This is a genomic window from Streptomyces sp. NP-1717, from assembly GCF_022695985.1.
Classification (GTDB): domain Bacteria; phylum Actinomycetota; class Actinomycetes; order Streptomycetales; family Streptomycetaceae; genus Streptomyces.
Genome location: NZ_JAAPBF010000048.1, coordinates 23,074 through 38,378, shown reverse-complemented (window position 1 = coordinate 38,378; position 15,305 = coordinate 23,074). Strand labels below are relative to the sequence as shown.

At 71.4% G+C, this 15,305-nt stretch carries 10 protein-coding genes; 6 read left to right on the top strand and 4 right to left on the bottom strand.

Annotated features, from left to right (window positions below; all coding sequences use genetic code 11):
• The first annotated feature begins 90 nt into the window (after positions 1-90).
• Together GXP76_RS13390 and GXP76_RS13385 are read left to right on the top strand one after the other, a co-directional pair.
• Positions 91-1,065 carry a helix-turn-helix domain-containing GNAT family N-acetyltransferase gene (locus GXP76_RS13390; protein ID WP_242571735.1) on the top strand — a complete coding sequence of 325 codons (975 nt, stop codon included), beginning with the start codon at positions 91-93 and terminating at the stop codon, positions 1,063-1,065.
• 12 nt (positions 1,066-1,077) lie between these two features.
• A complete protein-coding gene (locus GXP76_RS13385) occupies positions 1,078-1,878 on the top strand; it encodes a sugar phosphate isomerase/epimerase (RefSeq protein ID WP_242571734.1) in 801 nt (266 codons plus the stop codon).
• A 406-nt stretch (positions 1,879-2,284) separates the two neighbouring features.
• Here the strand turns inward: GXP76_RS13385 and GXP76_RS13380 are convergent, their stop codons facing one another.
• Positions 2,285-3,712, bottom strand: coding sequence for a S28 family serine protease (locus GXP76_RS13380; RefSeq protein WP_242571733.1), 1,428 nt, complete (start codon positions 3,710-3,712; stop codon positions 2,285-2,287).
• A gap of 1,295 nt (positions 3,713-5,007) precedes the next feature.
• Between GXP76_RS13380 and GXP76_RS13375 the strand changes: the two genes are divergently transcribed.
• The 4 genes from GXP76_RS13375 to GXP76_RS13360 all read left to right on the top strand — a co-directional run bounded on the left by GXP76_RS13375 (position 5,008) and on the right by GXP76_RS13360 (position 8,047).
• Positions 5,008-5,178, top strand: coding sequence for a LuxR C-terminal-related transcriptional regulator (locus tag GXP76_RS13375; RefSeq protein ID WP_242571732.1), 171 nt, complete (start codon positions 5,008-5,010; stop codon positions 5,176-5,178).
• A 529-nt stretch (positions 5,179-5,707) separates the two neighbouring features.
• Positions 5,708-6,286: a hypothetical protein gene (locus tag GXP76_RS13370; protein ID WP_242571731.1), complete on the top strand. Its 579-nt coding sequence runs from the start codon at positions 5,708-5,710 to the stop codon at positions 6,284-6,286.
• Entirely contained in the window at positions 6,283-7,281 is a 999-nt protein-coding gene (locus GXP76_RS13365) for an LLM class flavin-dependent oxidoreductase (RefSeq protein ID WP_242571730.1), read from the top strand. Before GXP76_RS13370 ends, GXP76_RS13365 begins: the two co-directional genes overlap by 4 nt.
• A complete protein-coding gene (locus GXP76_RS13360) occupies positions 7,274-8,047 on the top strand; it encodes a hypothetical protein (RefSeq protein ID WP_242571729.1) in 774 nt (257 codons plus the stop codon). Before GXP76_RS13365 ends, GXP76_RS13360 begins: the two co-directional genes overlap by 8 nt.
• A 417-nt stretch (positions 8,048-8,464) precedes the next feature.
• Here GXP76_RS13360 and GXP76_RS13355 read toward each other — a convergent pair whose 3' ends face one another.
• The 3 genes from GXP76_RS13355 to speB form a co-directional block, all read right to left on the bottom strand.
• Entirely contained in the window at positions 8,465-12,421 is a 3,957-nt protein-coding gene (locus GXP76_RS13355; protein WP_374360896.1) for an ABC transporter ATP-binding protein, read from the bottom strand.
• 130 nt (positions 12,422-12,551) lie between these two features.
• Complete coding sequence (locus GXP76_RS13350) at positions 12,552-14,243, bottom strand: thiamine pyrophosphate-binding protein (protein ID WP_242571727.1); 1,692 nt, start codon at positions 14,241-14,243, stop codon at positions 12,552-12,554.
• The gene (gene speB, locus GXP76_RS13345; protein ID WP_242571726.1) at positions 14,240-15,253 is read right to left on the bottom strand and encodes an agmatinase; all 1,014 of its coding nucleotides are present in this window, start codon (positions 15,251-15,253) and stop codon (positions 14,240-14,242) included. Before speB ends, GXP76_RS13350 begins: the two co-directional genes overlap by 4 nt.
• Positions 15,254-15,305 lie beyond the last annotated feature (52 nt).

The following is a 15,305-nucleotide window of genomic DNA, read 5'->3' as shown; positions in this document are numbered from 1 at the left end:
ACCCGATCGAGCGTCTTGCCGATCTTGGCGATCCCGGCGTACCGTTGACTCAGTCAAGGAAAAAATGAATGGGCGAAGGGTCGGGGGGCCATGAGCATTCAAGAGATCCGCGCGTTCAACCGCTTCTACACCAACCTCATCGGCGCGCTGAACTACGGCAAACACCTCTACACGCCGTACACGCTGACCGAGTCGCGGCTGCTGTACGAGCTCGCGCACGCGCCACGTACGGACGCGGCGGAGCTCCGTGCCGAGCTGTCGCTGGACGCGGGCTATCTGAGCAGAATGCTGACCAAGTTCGAGCGGGACGGGCTGGTTGAGCGCGCCCCGTCGGAGCAGGACGCCCGGCGGCAGCGGATCACCCTGACGCGGCAGGGGCGTGGGACCGCCGCACTGCTCGACGAGCGGGCGCGGGAGGCTGTCGGCACCCTGCTGGACCGGGTCGAGCCGGACGAACGCCCGCGCCTCGTGGAGGCGTTGCGGACGGCCAGGGAAATACTGAGCGCGGGCGAGACCCCCGCGGCCGGCGGCCGGGCGGCCGCCCGCCGCGAAGGGCCTGTGCTGCGCGATCCCGTCCCGGGCGACCTGGGCTGGATCGTGCAGCGGCACGGCGCGGTGTACGCGGCGGAGTACGGGTGGGACGCCACCTTCGAGGGTCTGGTCGCCAGGATCGTCGCGGATTTCGCCGCGGACCACGACGAGCGGCGGGAGCGGGTGTGGATAGCCGAACTCGACGGGCGGGCGGTCGGCTCGGTGATGTGTGTGCGGGACGACGAGACGCCGGGGGCCGCGCGGTTGCGGCTGCTCCTGGTCGAGCCCGAGGCGCGCGGGCACGGCCTGGGTGAGCGAATGGTCGGGGCCGTTGTGGATTTCGCCCGCGATGCGGGGTATCGGGAGGTGGTGTTGTGGACCAACGACCTGCTGGCCGCCGCCCGCAAGCTGTACGTGCGGGCGGGGTTCAGTCTCGTCGCCGAGAAACCGCACCATTCCTACGGAGCGGACCTGGTCGGCCAGGACTGGCGGCTCCCGCTCGTCGACGAGTCCGTCGCACGCTCTCCCTCGTGAAAGGAACCCGGAGTGAAATTCGCCTTCTCGACCCTCGGTGTCCCCGGCCTCCCCATCCCCGAGGTCGCCGCCCTCGCCAGTGGGGCCGGCTACCAGGGCGTGGAGCTGCGCGCCCATCCGGAGGAGCCGGTGCACCCCGGCATCGGTGCGCGGGAACGGGCCGCCGTGGTAGACGAGTTCAAGCGTCACGGGGTCGAGATCCTGGCGGTCGCGGGCTATGTGCGGGTGGCCGCCGAAGGCGGTGACGAGGAGCAGTTGAGCCAGGAGCTCGACGAACTGATCCGGCTGGCGCGCGACCTGGGCGCGTCGTACGTACGGGTCTTCCCGGGCGGCGGCGAGCAGGACCCGGAGGCGGCCGACGCGACGGCCGCCCGCCGGCTGGCCTCGGCGGCGCCCCTCGCCGCGGAGTCGCGGGTGCGGATCCTCCTGGAGACGCACGACTCCCACCGCACGGGCGCCGACGCGATCCGCATTCTCGGTCTTGTCGGCCACCCGCAGGTGGGGGCGCTCTGGGACGTGATGCACACCTGGCTCGGCGGGGAGCGCCCGGTCACCAGCCATGCGTCGCTGTCGCCCCACCTCGGCTACGTACAGGTCAAGGACATCGCGTCGGCGGAGGACACCACACCGCTGGCGCTGGGCGCGGGAGTCCTGCCGTTGGAGGAGTGTGTCGGACTGTTCGCCGGGGACGGTGACGACGGGTGGCTCTGCTGGGAGTACGAGAAGCGCTGGTACCCGGACGCGGCGGACCTCCCCGATCTGCTGATCCCCGGCCGCGAGTATCTGGAGGCGCTGCCGGCGCGGGGACACTGACCGAAGACCCGAGGAGCCCCGAGACAGGACCGCCGGCGGAGAGCGCGTACGGCAGAACTCCGGCGAGTCATGCGGCAGTTGCTCGTCCGGTGGTGAACGGTCGCGTAGCCGTAGGGCCGGCGCGACCGCGGCAGGACCGGCACCGTCGGCGGCGGACGCCGTTCCCCGTTCGGCTTACCGCGCCTTTTCGATGAAATAGGCGGAATCTTCGCTTCCTGGGAACTTCCGGCAGCGTTCAGCCGTCCTCTTCCATAGGCTCCCGTCGACTCTCCGCAGCGCGGTGTCGGCTCTCGTACTCACTGGCTACGATCGCCGGCTCCCCTCTCCAGGCCGCCTGCGTCCGGGCAGCAAACCGCCACCGGTGCGCCCCCCTTGTCTGCGCCGGTGGCGGTCCCCTGCTCGCGGGTTACGGACGCAGCGTCGGCATCCGCTCCATGTTCTGCTTGTCGAGCTTCGCGTCGTACGCGGCCAGCGGCTTGGCCTTGGCGGCGTCCTGCTGCACGGTCGCCGGTGCGACGTCCGCCCAGGCGAGGATCCGGGCCGTGGCCTCCGCCTGCTCGTCGGCCACGAGACCGGCGACGTTGGCACCGTGGTTGGCGCCCGGCGCGGTGTACACGTGGCTGTCGTGCGAGCCGCGGCCGGGACGGAAGCGCTCGGCACCCCACGGGTCGTTCTCGCCGTAGACGAACATCATCTGGTTCGCGTTGCGGCGGACCCAGTTGTCGACGGACGCCATCTCCCACGGCCTGAACTTCATGGGGATCTCGCGCGGGACGAAGTTCCGCGGCGGCTGGTAGCCGTAGCGGCTCAGGTTGCCCAGGTGGGGCAGCTTGATGGCGGGTGAGCCGAGTTCGGTGCCGGCCTGGTAGTAGTACGGCGTGTACGGGGCGAGACCCTGGTCGGTGTAGAAGGAGAAGCCGGAGATCGCGTCGATGATGTTGTAGATCTCCTCGTCCGACGCGGTGGCCGGCGGGATGTCCGCGCAGTCGGCTTCCAGGCTGTACTGCCAGAAGGCCCAGACGAAGTCGAGCACGACGGCTTCGTACGCCTTGTCGAGCGACCCGACGGTGGTGAACGTCGCGCCCTCGGCGGCGGCCCACGTCTTGTACATCTTCTGGAGTGGCTCGCGCCTGATCAGCGCCTCGCGCTGCACGCCGTTGAGCTTGGCGCGGCACTCCGCGGTGCCGACCTTCTCGAAGAAGCGGTCGTAGGCGGAATCCTCCTTGTTGACCACGTCGTTGGGCGCGACGTAGGCGACGACGCCGTCCATGTCCCGGGGGTGGAAGCGCTCGTAGTACGTGGCGGTCATGCCGCCCTTCGAACCACCGGTGGCGAGCCACTTCTGCGGGTAGATCTTCTTCAGCGCGCCGAAGATCCGGTGCTGGTCGGCCGCAGCCTGCTCGTAGTCGAGCTTGGACCAGTCGGCCGGGTCGGGCCGGGACGGCGTGAAGAAGCGGTATTCGAGCGAGACCTGGTTGCCGTCGATGATCCGTGTCGGCTCACTGCGGCTCGGGTTGGTGGACACGCCGTACCCGCTCGTGAAGAACACGGTGGGGCGGCTGGTGTCCTTGTGCAGCAGCGTGAGGCGCTGCTTGAAGGTGCCCTTCGACGGTCGCTTGTGGTCGACGGGCTGGGTGTAGTTGAGGACGAAGTATCGGTAACCGGGGTACGGCTTCTCCTCGATCAGGCTCATCCCCGGGATGTCGAGGATCTGGTCCTTGATGTCGGGGGCCGCGGATCCCGCGTTCCCGTCGGCGGCTGTTGCCGCGCCGGCCGCGCCCAGCGTACCGACGAGCAGTACGAGCGACAGCAGCCATCTCAGCGCCTTGCGCATTCACACTCCCTGTGTTCATGACAGACGCTCGCGAACCTAGCCGGGGAGGTGCCCGCGCCGCCAGCCCCCACGAGGCGTCGCACCCGGACAACACAGCCGGACACGGCGCCTGCCCTGCCGCGTCCGCGCCCCGGCCGCCCCGGCCGGGGCGCGGGCCGGCGCGGGAGGCGGCCCGGAGGCGGGCCCAAGAGGCAGACCCCCGAACCGAGTTGAGGAGGAGGGTCGAGGAGATCCCGGGAGAGGAAACGCGGAGAGGGAACGAAGGAGACGTGAAGGGAGAGTGGAGAGTGATCAGAACCCGAAAGCAGAAGGGGTCACCGGCGCCTCGTGACCGCAATTCCCGACCACCTTCGAAGGGGAGTCGTCCCACCTCCACGAACGCTTAACACCGCTGACACAACGAGGACATCGCCTTTCCCCGGCGTAACCGGCGCGGCGCCTTGCCATGTCCGGAATGACATCATCGGACCCACACTCGAACGCCTTCCATCGAGCCATTCGGCCATTTATCAACCCTGCCCCGGACGGCCTCAATTGGCCGCCCCGGCATCACTTCTCCCCTCGTGGAACGGGAGGTCCGGGTGGCACGTCCGACCCTCACGGGGACCGTCCGGGCGACCCTCGCGGCGGCCCCGGCGGAGCACGGCACCACCCCGCCGCGAGGTCCGGCACACACCCCATGGAGGTACCCATTCACGACCTTCCGAACATCACGACACCGAGGAGACTCACGACCACCCCCAAAGGATGCTGTGATCTGCATCACATATTCCGGGCGTGTCGCACCACCCCCGAACGCCCCGCTCCAGGGCACAAAAGTGAAGCTGGGAGACCGTGCGGGCACCCCTCGGACCGACCTGTGACGAGTCGACCGCACAGGGCGATCACATCCCACCCTGTTCACCTCCCCCACCGGACCGTTTGAACATACGAAGTGGAGGCGAGGTGGAGAGGTGTCATGGCCGCGGGTGGCCGACGCCTCGCCCCACTCGACCACAGGGGGAGCCGACTCCCCCGTGACAGGCGGACGGATCGGATGACCACTCCGGTCCGATGAGGGAAACGGGGGCAACAATTGACTGACGCATAGACCGAGAATCCGAACTTCCCGGACCGCGCTCGACCGGAACCGGATAAGCAGCTCTTCCGGCGGCAGCACTGTGAACGAGCTTGTTGTTTCAGGCCGTCGAGCACCTCGGAATCCGGCGCCTCACCGCCGGACGACCGTGAGGTTGATACAGGTGAATCCACGAAGTGTCCTCAGAGCCCCCCACCTCGGACTGGAAAATGATCACTTGAGAATCCTTCAACTCGTCTCGCAGGGCTGCACCATGGCGCAGGTCGCACGCCGGATGGGAATGAGCGACCGCACTCTGCGCCGTAAACTGCGGACCATATGCGAACGCGTCGACGTCGAAACGCCGATCGAAGCGGTCGTGTGGGCGGTAAGGCGAAGAATCGTCTGACTCCCGCCCCATCCAGAAATAAGCGCCCGCGAAACAAGCAGGACAAGCGCGACGAGCACCACGCGTGACAGCACCACGAAGCACCACCCCACACGCGGGCGACGAGAACAACAGAAATGCCGGTTCGAACAGGTCGGCACCACGAACGGCGTAGTCGTGTGACGGTTAGCGGAGGAATCGTCACCGGCCGCCGTTCCCCGGCCCGAACCTCGCACGATCACCCACGCGGGTACGGTTTTCCCTGCTTGGCCCGCGTGGGCGGTCGGACGAAAGACAGGTCACGGCGTTCGGCCGACGCACCGAGGGTGCGCGGACCGCGCGCCGTCCGCGTTCGTACGACCCCTGGAACGACCGTGCGACGGCCCCCGTGGCCGTACGGCGCCGGGCTCCCTCGAACGGCCCGCTCGCCGCCCGTCCGGGACGGCGCGGCGGACCCGCGCGTTCACCCGTCACGCCACGCCCCGGCAGAGGGTGGCCGATGGCGGTCAATTCGTTGTCCACCGGCGGCCACCCGCGATAGAAAACGCATGTGGCAGGCGAAGAGACTCAATACCCGCGGGGCCGCTCTCCCGTGCCGGCTGCCGACAGCCCTGTGGACGCATCGGTCGAACAGCCCCTCGTCCGGCTCCACTTGGATTCACCCGACGCCTCGGAGGTCTTCTCCCGTCCAGGCCGTAACGACAACTGGTCCGGCGAAACCGACACCAACAACGCGGTATTCGTGAAGCGCCTCAAGGAGAATCCCAAGGAATACCTGAAGCGATATCAGCGGCTCATGGCATTCGAGCAGTTGATGGATCGCGGCCGATCTCCCTTCCCCCGACCGGAATTCCTCGGCGGTGACGAGGAGCAGTGCCTGCTGGTGTTCGGGATGCTCGACGACATCCGGTCGGGCTGTGAGGTCGAGGCGGAGGAGGAGCCCGAACGGCCGTCTGCCGGCCGTCGTCCGGGCGGCGGCGGGGATCGGCCGGACAGCGCCGCTCGATCCGCGGAGTTCCGTCTCCACGGTCGGACTCGGGAAGACCGCACGAGCACGGGCACGGACGCGGTCATGAGCACGGCCGGAGCGATCGCCACAGCCGTCAGGGGAAGGTGTGCTGCCCCGTGACCACCGACGCCTCCGACCGGTCCACGCTGCCGAGCATCCTCGTACCGAGCATGCCGGACACCACGGAGACCGTGCGTCCCTACGCGGAGTTGGTGCGCGACGGCGACGCACGCCGCGTATGGATGGGCCAGTCGCTCAAGGTGGAGACGCACCAGGTGTTCGCGCATCTGGCCGGCGCCGGCGTACGCGTCCCGGTCGGCACCAGCGTGACCCTGATGCCGCTGCGCCATCCTTACGAGGCGGCCCTCCAGGCCCGCTCCCTGTCCGTGACGACGGGTCACCCGGTGGTGGCCGGCTACGGAGTCGGCGCGCCCGCCTTCGTACGGAGCCTGAACGGGCGGCCGTACGACAGCCCCCTCACGATGGCCGCCGACTACCTCCGCACGGTCCGTTCCCTCCTCGACGGCGAGATCGTCGACCACGCCGGTGACTACCACGCGCTGCGCGGACGCCTGATGCCGATGGAGCACCCGCGCGTGGAGGTCGGCGTGGGCGTGCTGCGCCCCAACATGGCGCGTACCGCGGGCGGTGTGGCCGATGTCGCCATCACCTGGATGACCCCGCCCGGCTATGTCGCCGACGCGCTGATACCCGCGCTGGACGAGGGCGCCAAGGGCCGGGACTCCCGGTGCCGGGTCGCGACCGTCGTCCATGTCGCGGTCGACCGGCCGAAGCGGGACCCGTACGTCCTCGCGCACACCGCCGCCGCCGGGCAACTCTCCGCCGACCACTACACGGACATGCTGCGCCGGGCCGGAGTCGCGGCCGACCCGGCCGACCCGCAGGCCGGAGCCGTCGCCCTGGTGGACAGCGGGACGTACGTGTACGGCTCCGCGGACCACATCGCGGGCGTGCTCGGCGAGTACCGGGACGCCGGGGTGGACGAGGTGATCCTCAACTGCGGCGGCGTGCTGTTCACCGAGGGCCCGGTCGCGGCGCTCACGGACGCGCGGGAGATCGTCGAGGCCGTCCGGCGGCGGGCCGGCCGTGGCTGAATCCCCGTCGGCCGCGGAGGCCGCACAGGCCCCGGGAGCCGGGAGCGCCGTCGGCGCCGCGGCCGACCGGGTCGCGGTCCCCGCGGCGGTACGGCCCGCGGGGGCCGCCGGGGCGGTGACCGTACGCGAGTACGGGACCCGGTATCTGCGGATCGCCGTGCGGTACCAGGGCTACGTCCGGTTCAGCCGGCAGCGCGTCCCCGGACCGGCCCACGACCGGCCGCAGACCCCTCTCCCGCCCACCGTCCACACGGCCCTGCGGCGCGTGGACACCGCGCTCGCGGCGGCGGGCTCCGGCGCCGGACGCGGCGCCCGGCTCACGCTCGGGGAGTGGGACGCGGCGTCCGGGGGCGGCGGTGTGCCCTACCGCGTGCCCGGCCCCGTCTCGGTCGCCCGGCTGCCGCCGCCCGGCGACGACACCGCCTTCCGCCTCTCCGCAGGAGCGTTGGCGGACGCGGGCCGGGCACTGCGGCGACTGCACGGTGTCCCCCGGGAGTTCACCCGGCCCGCGCCACCGCACCACGGCGTACGGCGGCTGCCCGCCCGGCTCTCGGCGTCCGGCGACTCTTCCACAGAGGGCGCCTCGGCGAAGGTGCCGGACGATGCCCGGCTGCGTGCCCTGGTCCCCGACCGGCTCGGCTCCCGTCTGTGGACCCGGCCGGCCGACTGGGCCGGGTCCCGCCCACCTGCCACCCGGCAGGGGAGGAGCGGTCCTGCCGCACGGTGCCCCCAGCACCGGCCGGCTGGTCCCCTCCCCTGCCGGTGACCACAGCGTCCTGCTCACCGGTGAGGAGGTCACCGGGGCGACCCAGCCCGCCACCTCGGCCGGGTCCTCGGTGAACTGCACGAACCGCGCTCCGCCGCCGCGCGCGGTCCCGGCGCCGCCGGACAGGGTCCGCCCGTGGACTGGGGGCGGCAGCCCGCGCCCTGTTCGCCGGCTGCCTCGGCACGGAGGACGACGGGACGAACTCACCTCCTGGGGAGGGCGCACAGGGCACCTGCACGTCCCTCCCGCCGGGGACACGCGCCGCCACGCTCCGGCTCGCCGTCCCCATGCGGGACTTCGCCTCCTTCGTAGGCCGGCACGAGGACCTGCGCCACTACGCCGACCTGCCGGCGGAGACCCTCGACGCGGACGGCGCCCCCACCCTTCAGTGGCAGGCCGCCGGTCCCGCTCCCGTCCTCACGCCCCCGCGACGGTGGCGCGCTCCGGCTCCGCCTCGGGCCCGGCGCCGGACCCCGCCGCGCCGATGAAGCTGTTCCACAGCCGCGCGTAGGAACCGCCGAGCGCCAGCAATTCCCCGTGCGTACCGTCCTCCACGACCCGGCCGTGGTCCAGCACGACCACCCGGTCCGCGCGCGCCGCCGTCGTCAGCCGGTGCGCGACGACCAGCGTCGTCCGCCGGCCCGACAGCCGGTCCGTCGCCTGGTTGACCAGGGCTTCGGAGGCGAGGTCGAGCGCGGCCGTCGCCTCGTCCAGGAGCAGGACGTCCGGGTCGACCAGCTCCGCGCGGGCCAGGGCGATCAACTGCCGCTGACCGGCGGAGAGGTTGCGGCCCCGCTCGGCGACCTCGTGCAGATAGCCGCCCTCCAGCGTGGCGATCATCTCGTGCGCGCCGACCGCGCGGGCCGCCGACTCCACCTCCGCGTCGGTGGCCCCCGGCCGCCCGTACGCGATGGCGTCGCGCACCGTACCGGCGAAGAGGTACGCCTCCTGCGGTACGACACCGAGCCGGTGCCGGTACTCGGTCATGTCCAGGTCGCGCAGGTCGGTGCCGTCCGCCGTGACACGACCGGACGTCGGATCGTAGAAGCGGGCGACGAGCTTGACGAGCGTGGACTTGCCCGCGCCCGTCTCACCGACGAAGGCAACCGTCTGACCGGCGGGGATACGGAGGTTGACGCCCATGAGGGCGGTCTCCTCCTGAACAGGTTCCTTCGCCAGGACGACGGCCTCGTCCGGGTCGCCGGCGCCGCCGCCCTCGGCCAGGCCGCCTTCCAGGTTGCCGTATGCGAAGTGCACGTCCTCGAAGGCGATCTCGCCGCGCAGTGACGGTACGCCGAGCGGTGCGGCCGCCTGCGCCGTGGACGTCGGTTCGCGCAGCAGCTCCTGGATGCGTCCGAGTGAGACGGTGGCCTGCTGATAGCCGTCGAAGACCTGGGACAGCTGCTGCACGGGCGCGAAGAACAGCTCGATGTACAGGAGATACGCCACGAGCGCGCCGGTCGTCAGCGTCCCGGCCTCCACCCGTCCCGCGCCGACGATCAGTACGGCCGCCGCCGCCACCGAGGACAGCAGCTGGACGAACGGGAAGTAGACGGAGATCAGCCACTGGCCGCGCACGCGCGCCTGCCGGTAGTGGTCGCTGCGGTCGGCGAACCGCCGGGCGCCGTCCTTCTCACGGCCGAAGGCCTGGACGATACGGAGCCCGGACACCGACTCCTGGAGGTCGGCGTTGACGACGCTGATCCGCTCACGCGCCAGCTCGTACGCCTTGACGCTCTTGCGCCGGAAGAAGACGGTGCCGACGATCAGCACGGGCAGGGTCGCGAAGACGACCAGCGCCAGCTCCACGTCGATCACGAGCAGGACGACGAGGATGCCGAAGAAGGTGACGACGGAGACGAAGGCCGTGACGAGTCCCGTCTGGAGGAACGTGGACAGCGCGTCCACGTCGGTCGTCATGCGGGTCATGATGCGGCCGGTCAGTTCGCGCTCGTAGTAGTCGAGTCCGAGCCGCTGGAGCTGCGCGAAGATCTTCAGACGCAGCGAGTACAGGACGCGTTCGCCGGTGCGTCCGGTCATCCGGGTCTCGCCGATCTGGGCCGTCCACTGGACGAGCACGACGACGAGGCCGAGGAGGGACGCGGCCCAGACCGCGCCGAGCGCGAGCTGTTCCACGCCTTCGTCGATGCCGTGCCTGATCAGGACCGGCAGCAGCAGGCCCATGCCCGCGTCGACGGCGACGAGGGCGAGGCTGACCGCGAGCGGCGCTCCGAAGCCGCGCAGCAGGCGGCGCAGCCCGTACGACGACTCGGAGCCGACGGCGCGGGCCTCGTCGATCGACGGGACGTCGTCGGCGGGCGGCAACGCCTCGACCTGGGCGAGGAGTTCGGGGGTGGCACCGGGCGCGGCGGACTCCTCCGGGGGCGCTTCCTCGCGAACCCACAGGGTGGGGGTGATGCCGCGTTCGGCGTCGAACTCGGCGTCCATCTCCTCCTGGACGGTGCGGTCGTCCTCGGCGGCCGTGGAGGCGACGACGGCCGGGGTGTGGCCGGGGGACACGCCGCCGAGTTCGTCCGGGTCGGTGAGCAGGCGCCGGTAGAGGGCGGAGCGTTCCTGGAGTTCTCCGTGGGTGCCGATGTCGGCGAGGCGTCCGTCGTCGAGTACGGCGATCCGGTCGGCGAGGCCGAGGGTGGAGCGGCGGTGGGCGATGAGGAGCGTCGTACGGCCGGCCATCACCGAGCGCAGCGCCTCGTGGATCTCGTGTTCGACACGGGCGTCGACGGCGGAGGTGGCGTCGTCCAGGAGCAGCAGACGGGGGTCGGTGAGGATCGCGCGGGCCAGGGCGATGCGCTGGCGCTGGCCGCCGGAGAGCGTGAGGCCCTGTTCGCCGACGGTGGTGTCGTAGCCGGCGGGCAGCTCGGCGATGAAGCGGTCGGCCTGGGCGGCGCGGACCGCGCGCTCGATCTCCTCGTCGGTGGCGTCGGGTTTGCCGTAGGCGATGTTGGCGCGGACGGTGTCGGAGAAGAGGAAGCTGTCTTCCGGTACGAGCCCGATGGCGGCGCGCAGCGAGTCGAGGGTCAGTTCGCGTACGTCGTGGCCGCCGACGAGGACGGCGCCGTGGGAGACGTCGTAGAAGCGCGGCAGGAGCATGGACACGGTGGACTTGCCGCTGCCGGAGGAGCCGACGACGGCGACCGTCTCGCCGGGGCGGATCTCCAGGGAGAAGCCGTCGAGGACGGTGCGGCCGTCCGCGTAGGAGAACGTCACGTCGTCGAACTCGACGGACGCCTCGGCGTCGGCGGGGAGGTCCTTCGTGCCGTCCTGGATGGACGGTTCGGTGTCGATGAGTTCGAGGACCCGCTCGACGCCCGCGCGTGCCTGCTGGCCGACGGTCAGGACCATCGCGAGCATCCGGACGGGGCCGACGAGCTGCGCGAGGTAGGTGGAGAAGGCGACGAACGTGCCGAGGGTGATCTGGCCGCGGGTGGCGAGCCAGCCGCCGAGCGCGAGCATCGCGACCTGTCCGAGGGCCGGGACGGCCTGGAGGGCGGGTGTGTAGCGGGAGTTCAGCTTGATGGTGCGCAGGCGGCCGGCGAACAGCTTGCGGCCGGCCGCGCGCAGCTTGCCGGTCTCCTGCTCCTCCTGGCCGAAGCCCTTGACGACGCGGACGCCGGAGACGGATCCGTCGACGACTCCCGCGACGGTCGCGGCCTGCGACTGGGCGTACCAGGTGGCGGGGTGCAGCCGGGTGCGGCTGCGGCGGGCGATGTACCAGAGGGCGGGGGCGACGGCGAGGGCGACGAGGGTCAGGGGCAGCGACAGCCACGCCATGATCACCAGGGAGATGATGAAGAGGAGGACGTTGCCGATGGTCATCGGCAGCATGAAGAGCAGGCCCTGGATGAGCTGGAGGTCGCTGGTGGCGCGGCCGATGACCTGTCCGGTGGACAGTTCGTCCTGGCGGCGGCCGTCGAGCCCCGCGATGGTGCCGTACATCTCCGTACGGAGGTCGTGCTGGACGTCCAGGGCGAGGCGTCCTCCGTAGTAGCGGCGGATGTACGTCATGGCGTAGATGACGAGGGCCGCCGCTATCAGGAGGCTGGTCCAGACGGCGATGGACCGGGTGCCGGTGCCGATGACGTCGTCGATGACGACTTTGGTGATCAGGGGGACGAGGGCCATGACGGCCATACCGGCGAGGGAGGAGCCGAGGGCGAGGATCACGTTGCGCCGGTAGCGCCAGGCGTACCCGACGAGACGCCGGGCCCAGCCCGCCGTCCGCGGGTCGTCCGCCGTGCTCTCGCCGGGCTTCGCACGCTCCGGGTCTGTCCGCTCCGCCGCCACTGTTGCCGCCTCCCGTTGCCCTGCCGCTCGTTCGGTACGCGGGCGTCCCCCGTGGGCCACCTGCCGGATGGCGTCAACGCGGCCACGTGCGGATTTCATCCCACCGCAACAAATACCCGTCGCTGGTCCCATGCGCTCGCCGGAGGACCTAGGACCGATGACCGGGTCCGGGCGGTGGGGCGCCGGGACGGCACGGCCGCTACGTGGGCAGGTGGGTCGGGGCGAACAGCTTCAGGAGGGCCGGGAGCACCACCACGGACGGGCCGGGGGCCGCCAGGGCCTTCGCGAGGTCGTCCCGCAGCGCCTCGGGGGTCGTACGGACGGCGGGCACCCCGAAGGATTCGGCCAGTGCGACGAAGTCGGGGCGGGCCAGCTCGGTGCCGGTGGTCTCGCCGAAGGCGTCCGTCATGTACTCGCGCAGGATGCCGTAGCCGCCGTCGTCGACGATCAGCCAGGTGACGGGGAGGTCGTACTGCCGGGCCGTGGCCAGCTCGGCGATCGAGTACATGGCGCCGCCGTCGCCCGAGACCGCGAGGACGGGCCTGGTGACGTCGGCCGCCGCGGCGCCCAGCGCCGCCGGGAAGCCGTAGCCGAGACCGCCGGCGCCCTGGCCGGAGTGCATCGGGCCGGGCCAGGCGGACCAGGCCCAGTAGGCGAGGATCGTCATGTCCCAGAAGCTGGGGGAGGTGGCGGGCAGCGCCTCTCGTACGGAGGCGAGCACCCGCTGCTCCAGTGCCAGGTCCTGGGCGTCGATCCGCTCGCGTACCTTCGCCAGCACCGTACGGACCGCGTCCCGCGCGGACTCGCCGGCCGCCGGGTCGGTGCGTGCCGTCACCGATTCCAGGAGCGCGGACAGGGCCTCCCGTGCGTCAGCGTGGATGCCGAGGGCCGGGAGGTTGGACTCCAGCTTGCCGAGGTCGGCCTCGATCTGGATCACCCGGCCGCGCGGGCGGAAGGTGTAGTAGTTGGAGGACAGCTCGCCGAGCCCGGAGCCGACGACCAGCACCACATCGGCGTCCTCCAGGAAGTCGGTGGTGTGCCGGTCCTCCAGCCAGGACTGGAGCGACAGCGGATGCTCCCAGGGGAACGCGCCCTTGCCGCCGAAGGTGGTGACGACGGGGGCGGCCAGCTTCTCGGCGAGGGCCCGCAGCTTCCCGGCGGCGTCCGCCCGTACGACCCCGCCGCCCGCGATGATCACGGGGCGCTCCGCGTGGGACAGGGCGTGCGCCGCCACGGCGATCAGCTCAGGGCGCGGCGGCAGTTCGCGCGGGGTGGCGTCGACGGCGGTGACCAGTGGCAGCGTCGTCTCCTTCAGGAGGACGTCCTGCGGGATCTCGACCCAGACGGGTCCGTGCGGCGCGGTGAGCGCGGATTCCCAGGCCGCGGCGATCGCGGACGGGATCTGGGAGGCCGTACGGACGAGGTGGACGGACTTGACGATGTCGCGGAACGACGCCTGCTGGTCGCGCAGTTCGTGGAGGTAGCCGTGCCTGCCGCCGCCGAGGCCCGCGGACGGGATCTGGCTGGAGATAGCGAGGACGGGCGAGGACGCCGCCGCGGCCTCCTGGAGCGCGGCGAGCGAGGTCAGGGCGCCCGGCCCGGTGGACAGCAGCAGGGGCGCGACCTCGCCGGTGACGCGGCCGTAGGCGTCGGCGGCGAATCCGGCGTTGTTCTCGACGCGCAGCCCGACGTACTCCAGGTCGGAGCGGCGCAGTGCGTCGAACATGCCCAGCGCGTGCTGGCCGGGCAGGCCGAAGACGGTGGTGGCGCCGAGGCCGTGCAGGGTCTCGACGACGAGGTCGCCGCCATTGCGCCCGGCGGGCGGGTTCAGTGCCCGCGCGGTCTGCTCGGGGGTGTAGCGGGGGATCTCGTGGTGGTGGTCGTGTGTCACTTCGCGCGGTCCTCCGCGATCTGGCGGGACATGATCGTGGTCAGTTCGTACGCCGTGTGGGAGGCGGCGACGGACGTGATCTCCGCGTGGTCGTACGCGGGGGCGACCTCGACCACGTCGGCGGAGACGAGGTGACAGGAGGCCAGCCCCCGGAGGATTTCGAGGAGTTCGCGCGAGGTGAGTCCGCCGGCCTCGGGCGTGCCCGTGCCGGGCGCGTGGGCCGGGTCGAGCACGTCGATGTCGATCGAGATGTACAGCGGGCGGTCCCCGATGCGCTGCCGGAGCTGGTCGGCGACCTCGTCGACACCGCGCCGCATGACGTCGGCGGAGGTGACGATGCCGAAGCCCATGCGGTGGTCGTCGTCGAGGTCCTTCTTGCCGTAGAGCGGGCCGCGGGTGCCGACGTGGGAGAGGGCCTCTGTGTCGAGGATGCCTTCCTCGACTGCGCGGCGGAACGGGGTGCCGTGGGTGTACTCGGCGCCGAAGTAGGTGTCCCAGGTGTCCAGGTGGGCGTCGAAGTGGAGCAGCGCGACCGGGCCGTGCCTCTTGGCGACCGAGCGCAGCAGGGGCAGCGCGATCGTGTGGTCGCCGCCGAGTGTCATCAGGCGCGCGCCGGTGGAGAGCAGGCCGTCGGCCGCCGCCTCGATCGTGTCGACGGCCTCGTTGATGTTGAACGGGTTGGCGGCGATGTCACCGGCGTCGGCGACCTGGGCGAGCGCGAACGGTGACGCCTCCTGGGCCGGGTTGTACGGGCGCAGCAGGCGGGACGCCTCGCGGATCGCGTTGCCGCCGAAGCGGGCGCCGGGCCGGTAGGACACGCCGCTGTCGAAGGGGACGCCGACGACGGCGACGTCGGTGGCCCCGACCTCGTCCAGCCTGGGCAGCCGGGCGAAGGTGGCGGGCCCCGCGAACCGGGGCACGCGGGAGGAGTCGACGGGCCCGCGCGGGCCGTCTTCCCGGCTCTCGGCCGCCGGGGCGCCGGGGGTGTCGGGTCCTGTTGCGCTGCTCATGCTCGTCGAGCCCTTTCGTGATGCGTGTACGTGTCCAGGATGCCCCGCGCCA

Coding starts and splice junctions, on each gene's coding strand:
- GXP76_RS13390 (WP_242571735.1), top strand. CDS start 91: ATGAGCATTCAAGAGATCCGCGCGTTCAACCGCTTCTACACCAACCTC.
- GXP76_RS13380 (WP_242571733.1), bottom strand. CDS start 3,712: ATGCGCAAGGCGCTGAGATGGCTGCTGTCGCTCGTACTGCTCGTCGGT.
- speB (WP_242571726.1), bottom strand. CDS start 15,253: ATGAGCAGCGCAACAGGACCCGACACCCCCGGCGCCCCGGCGGCCGAG.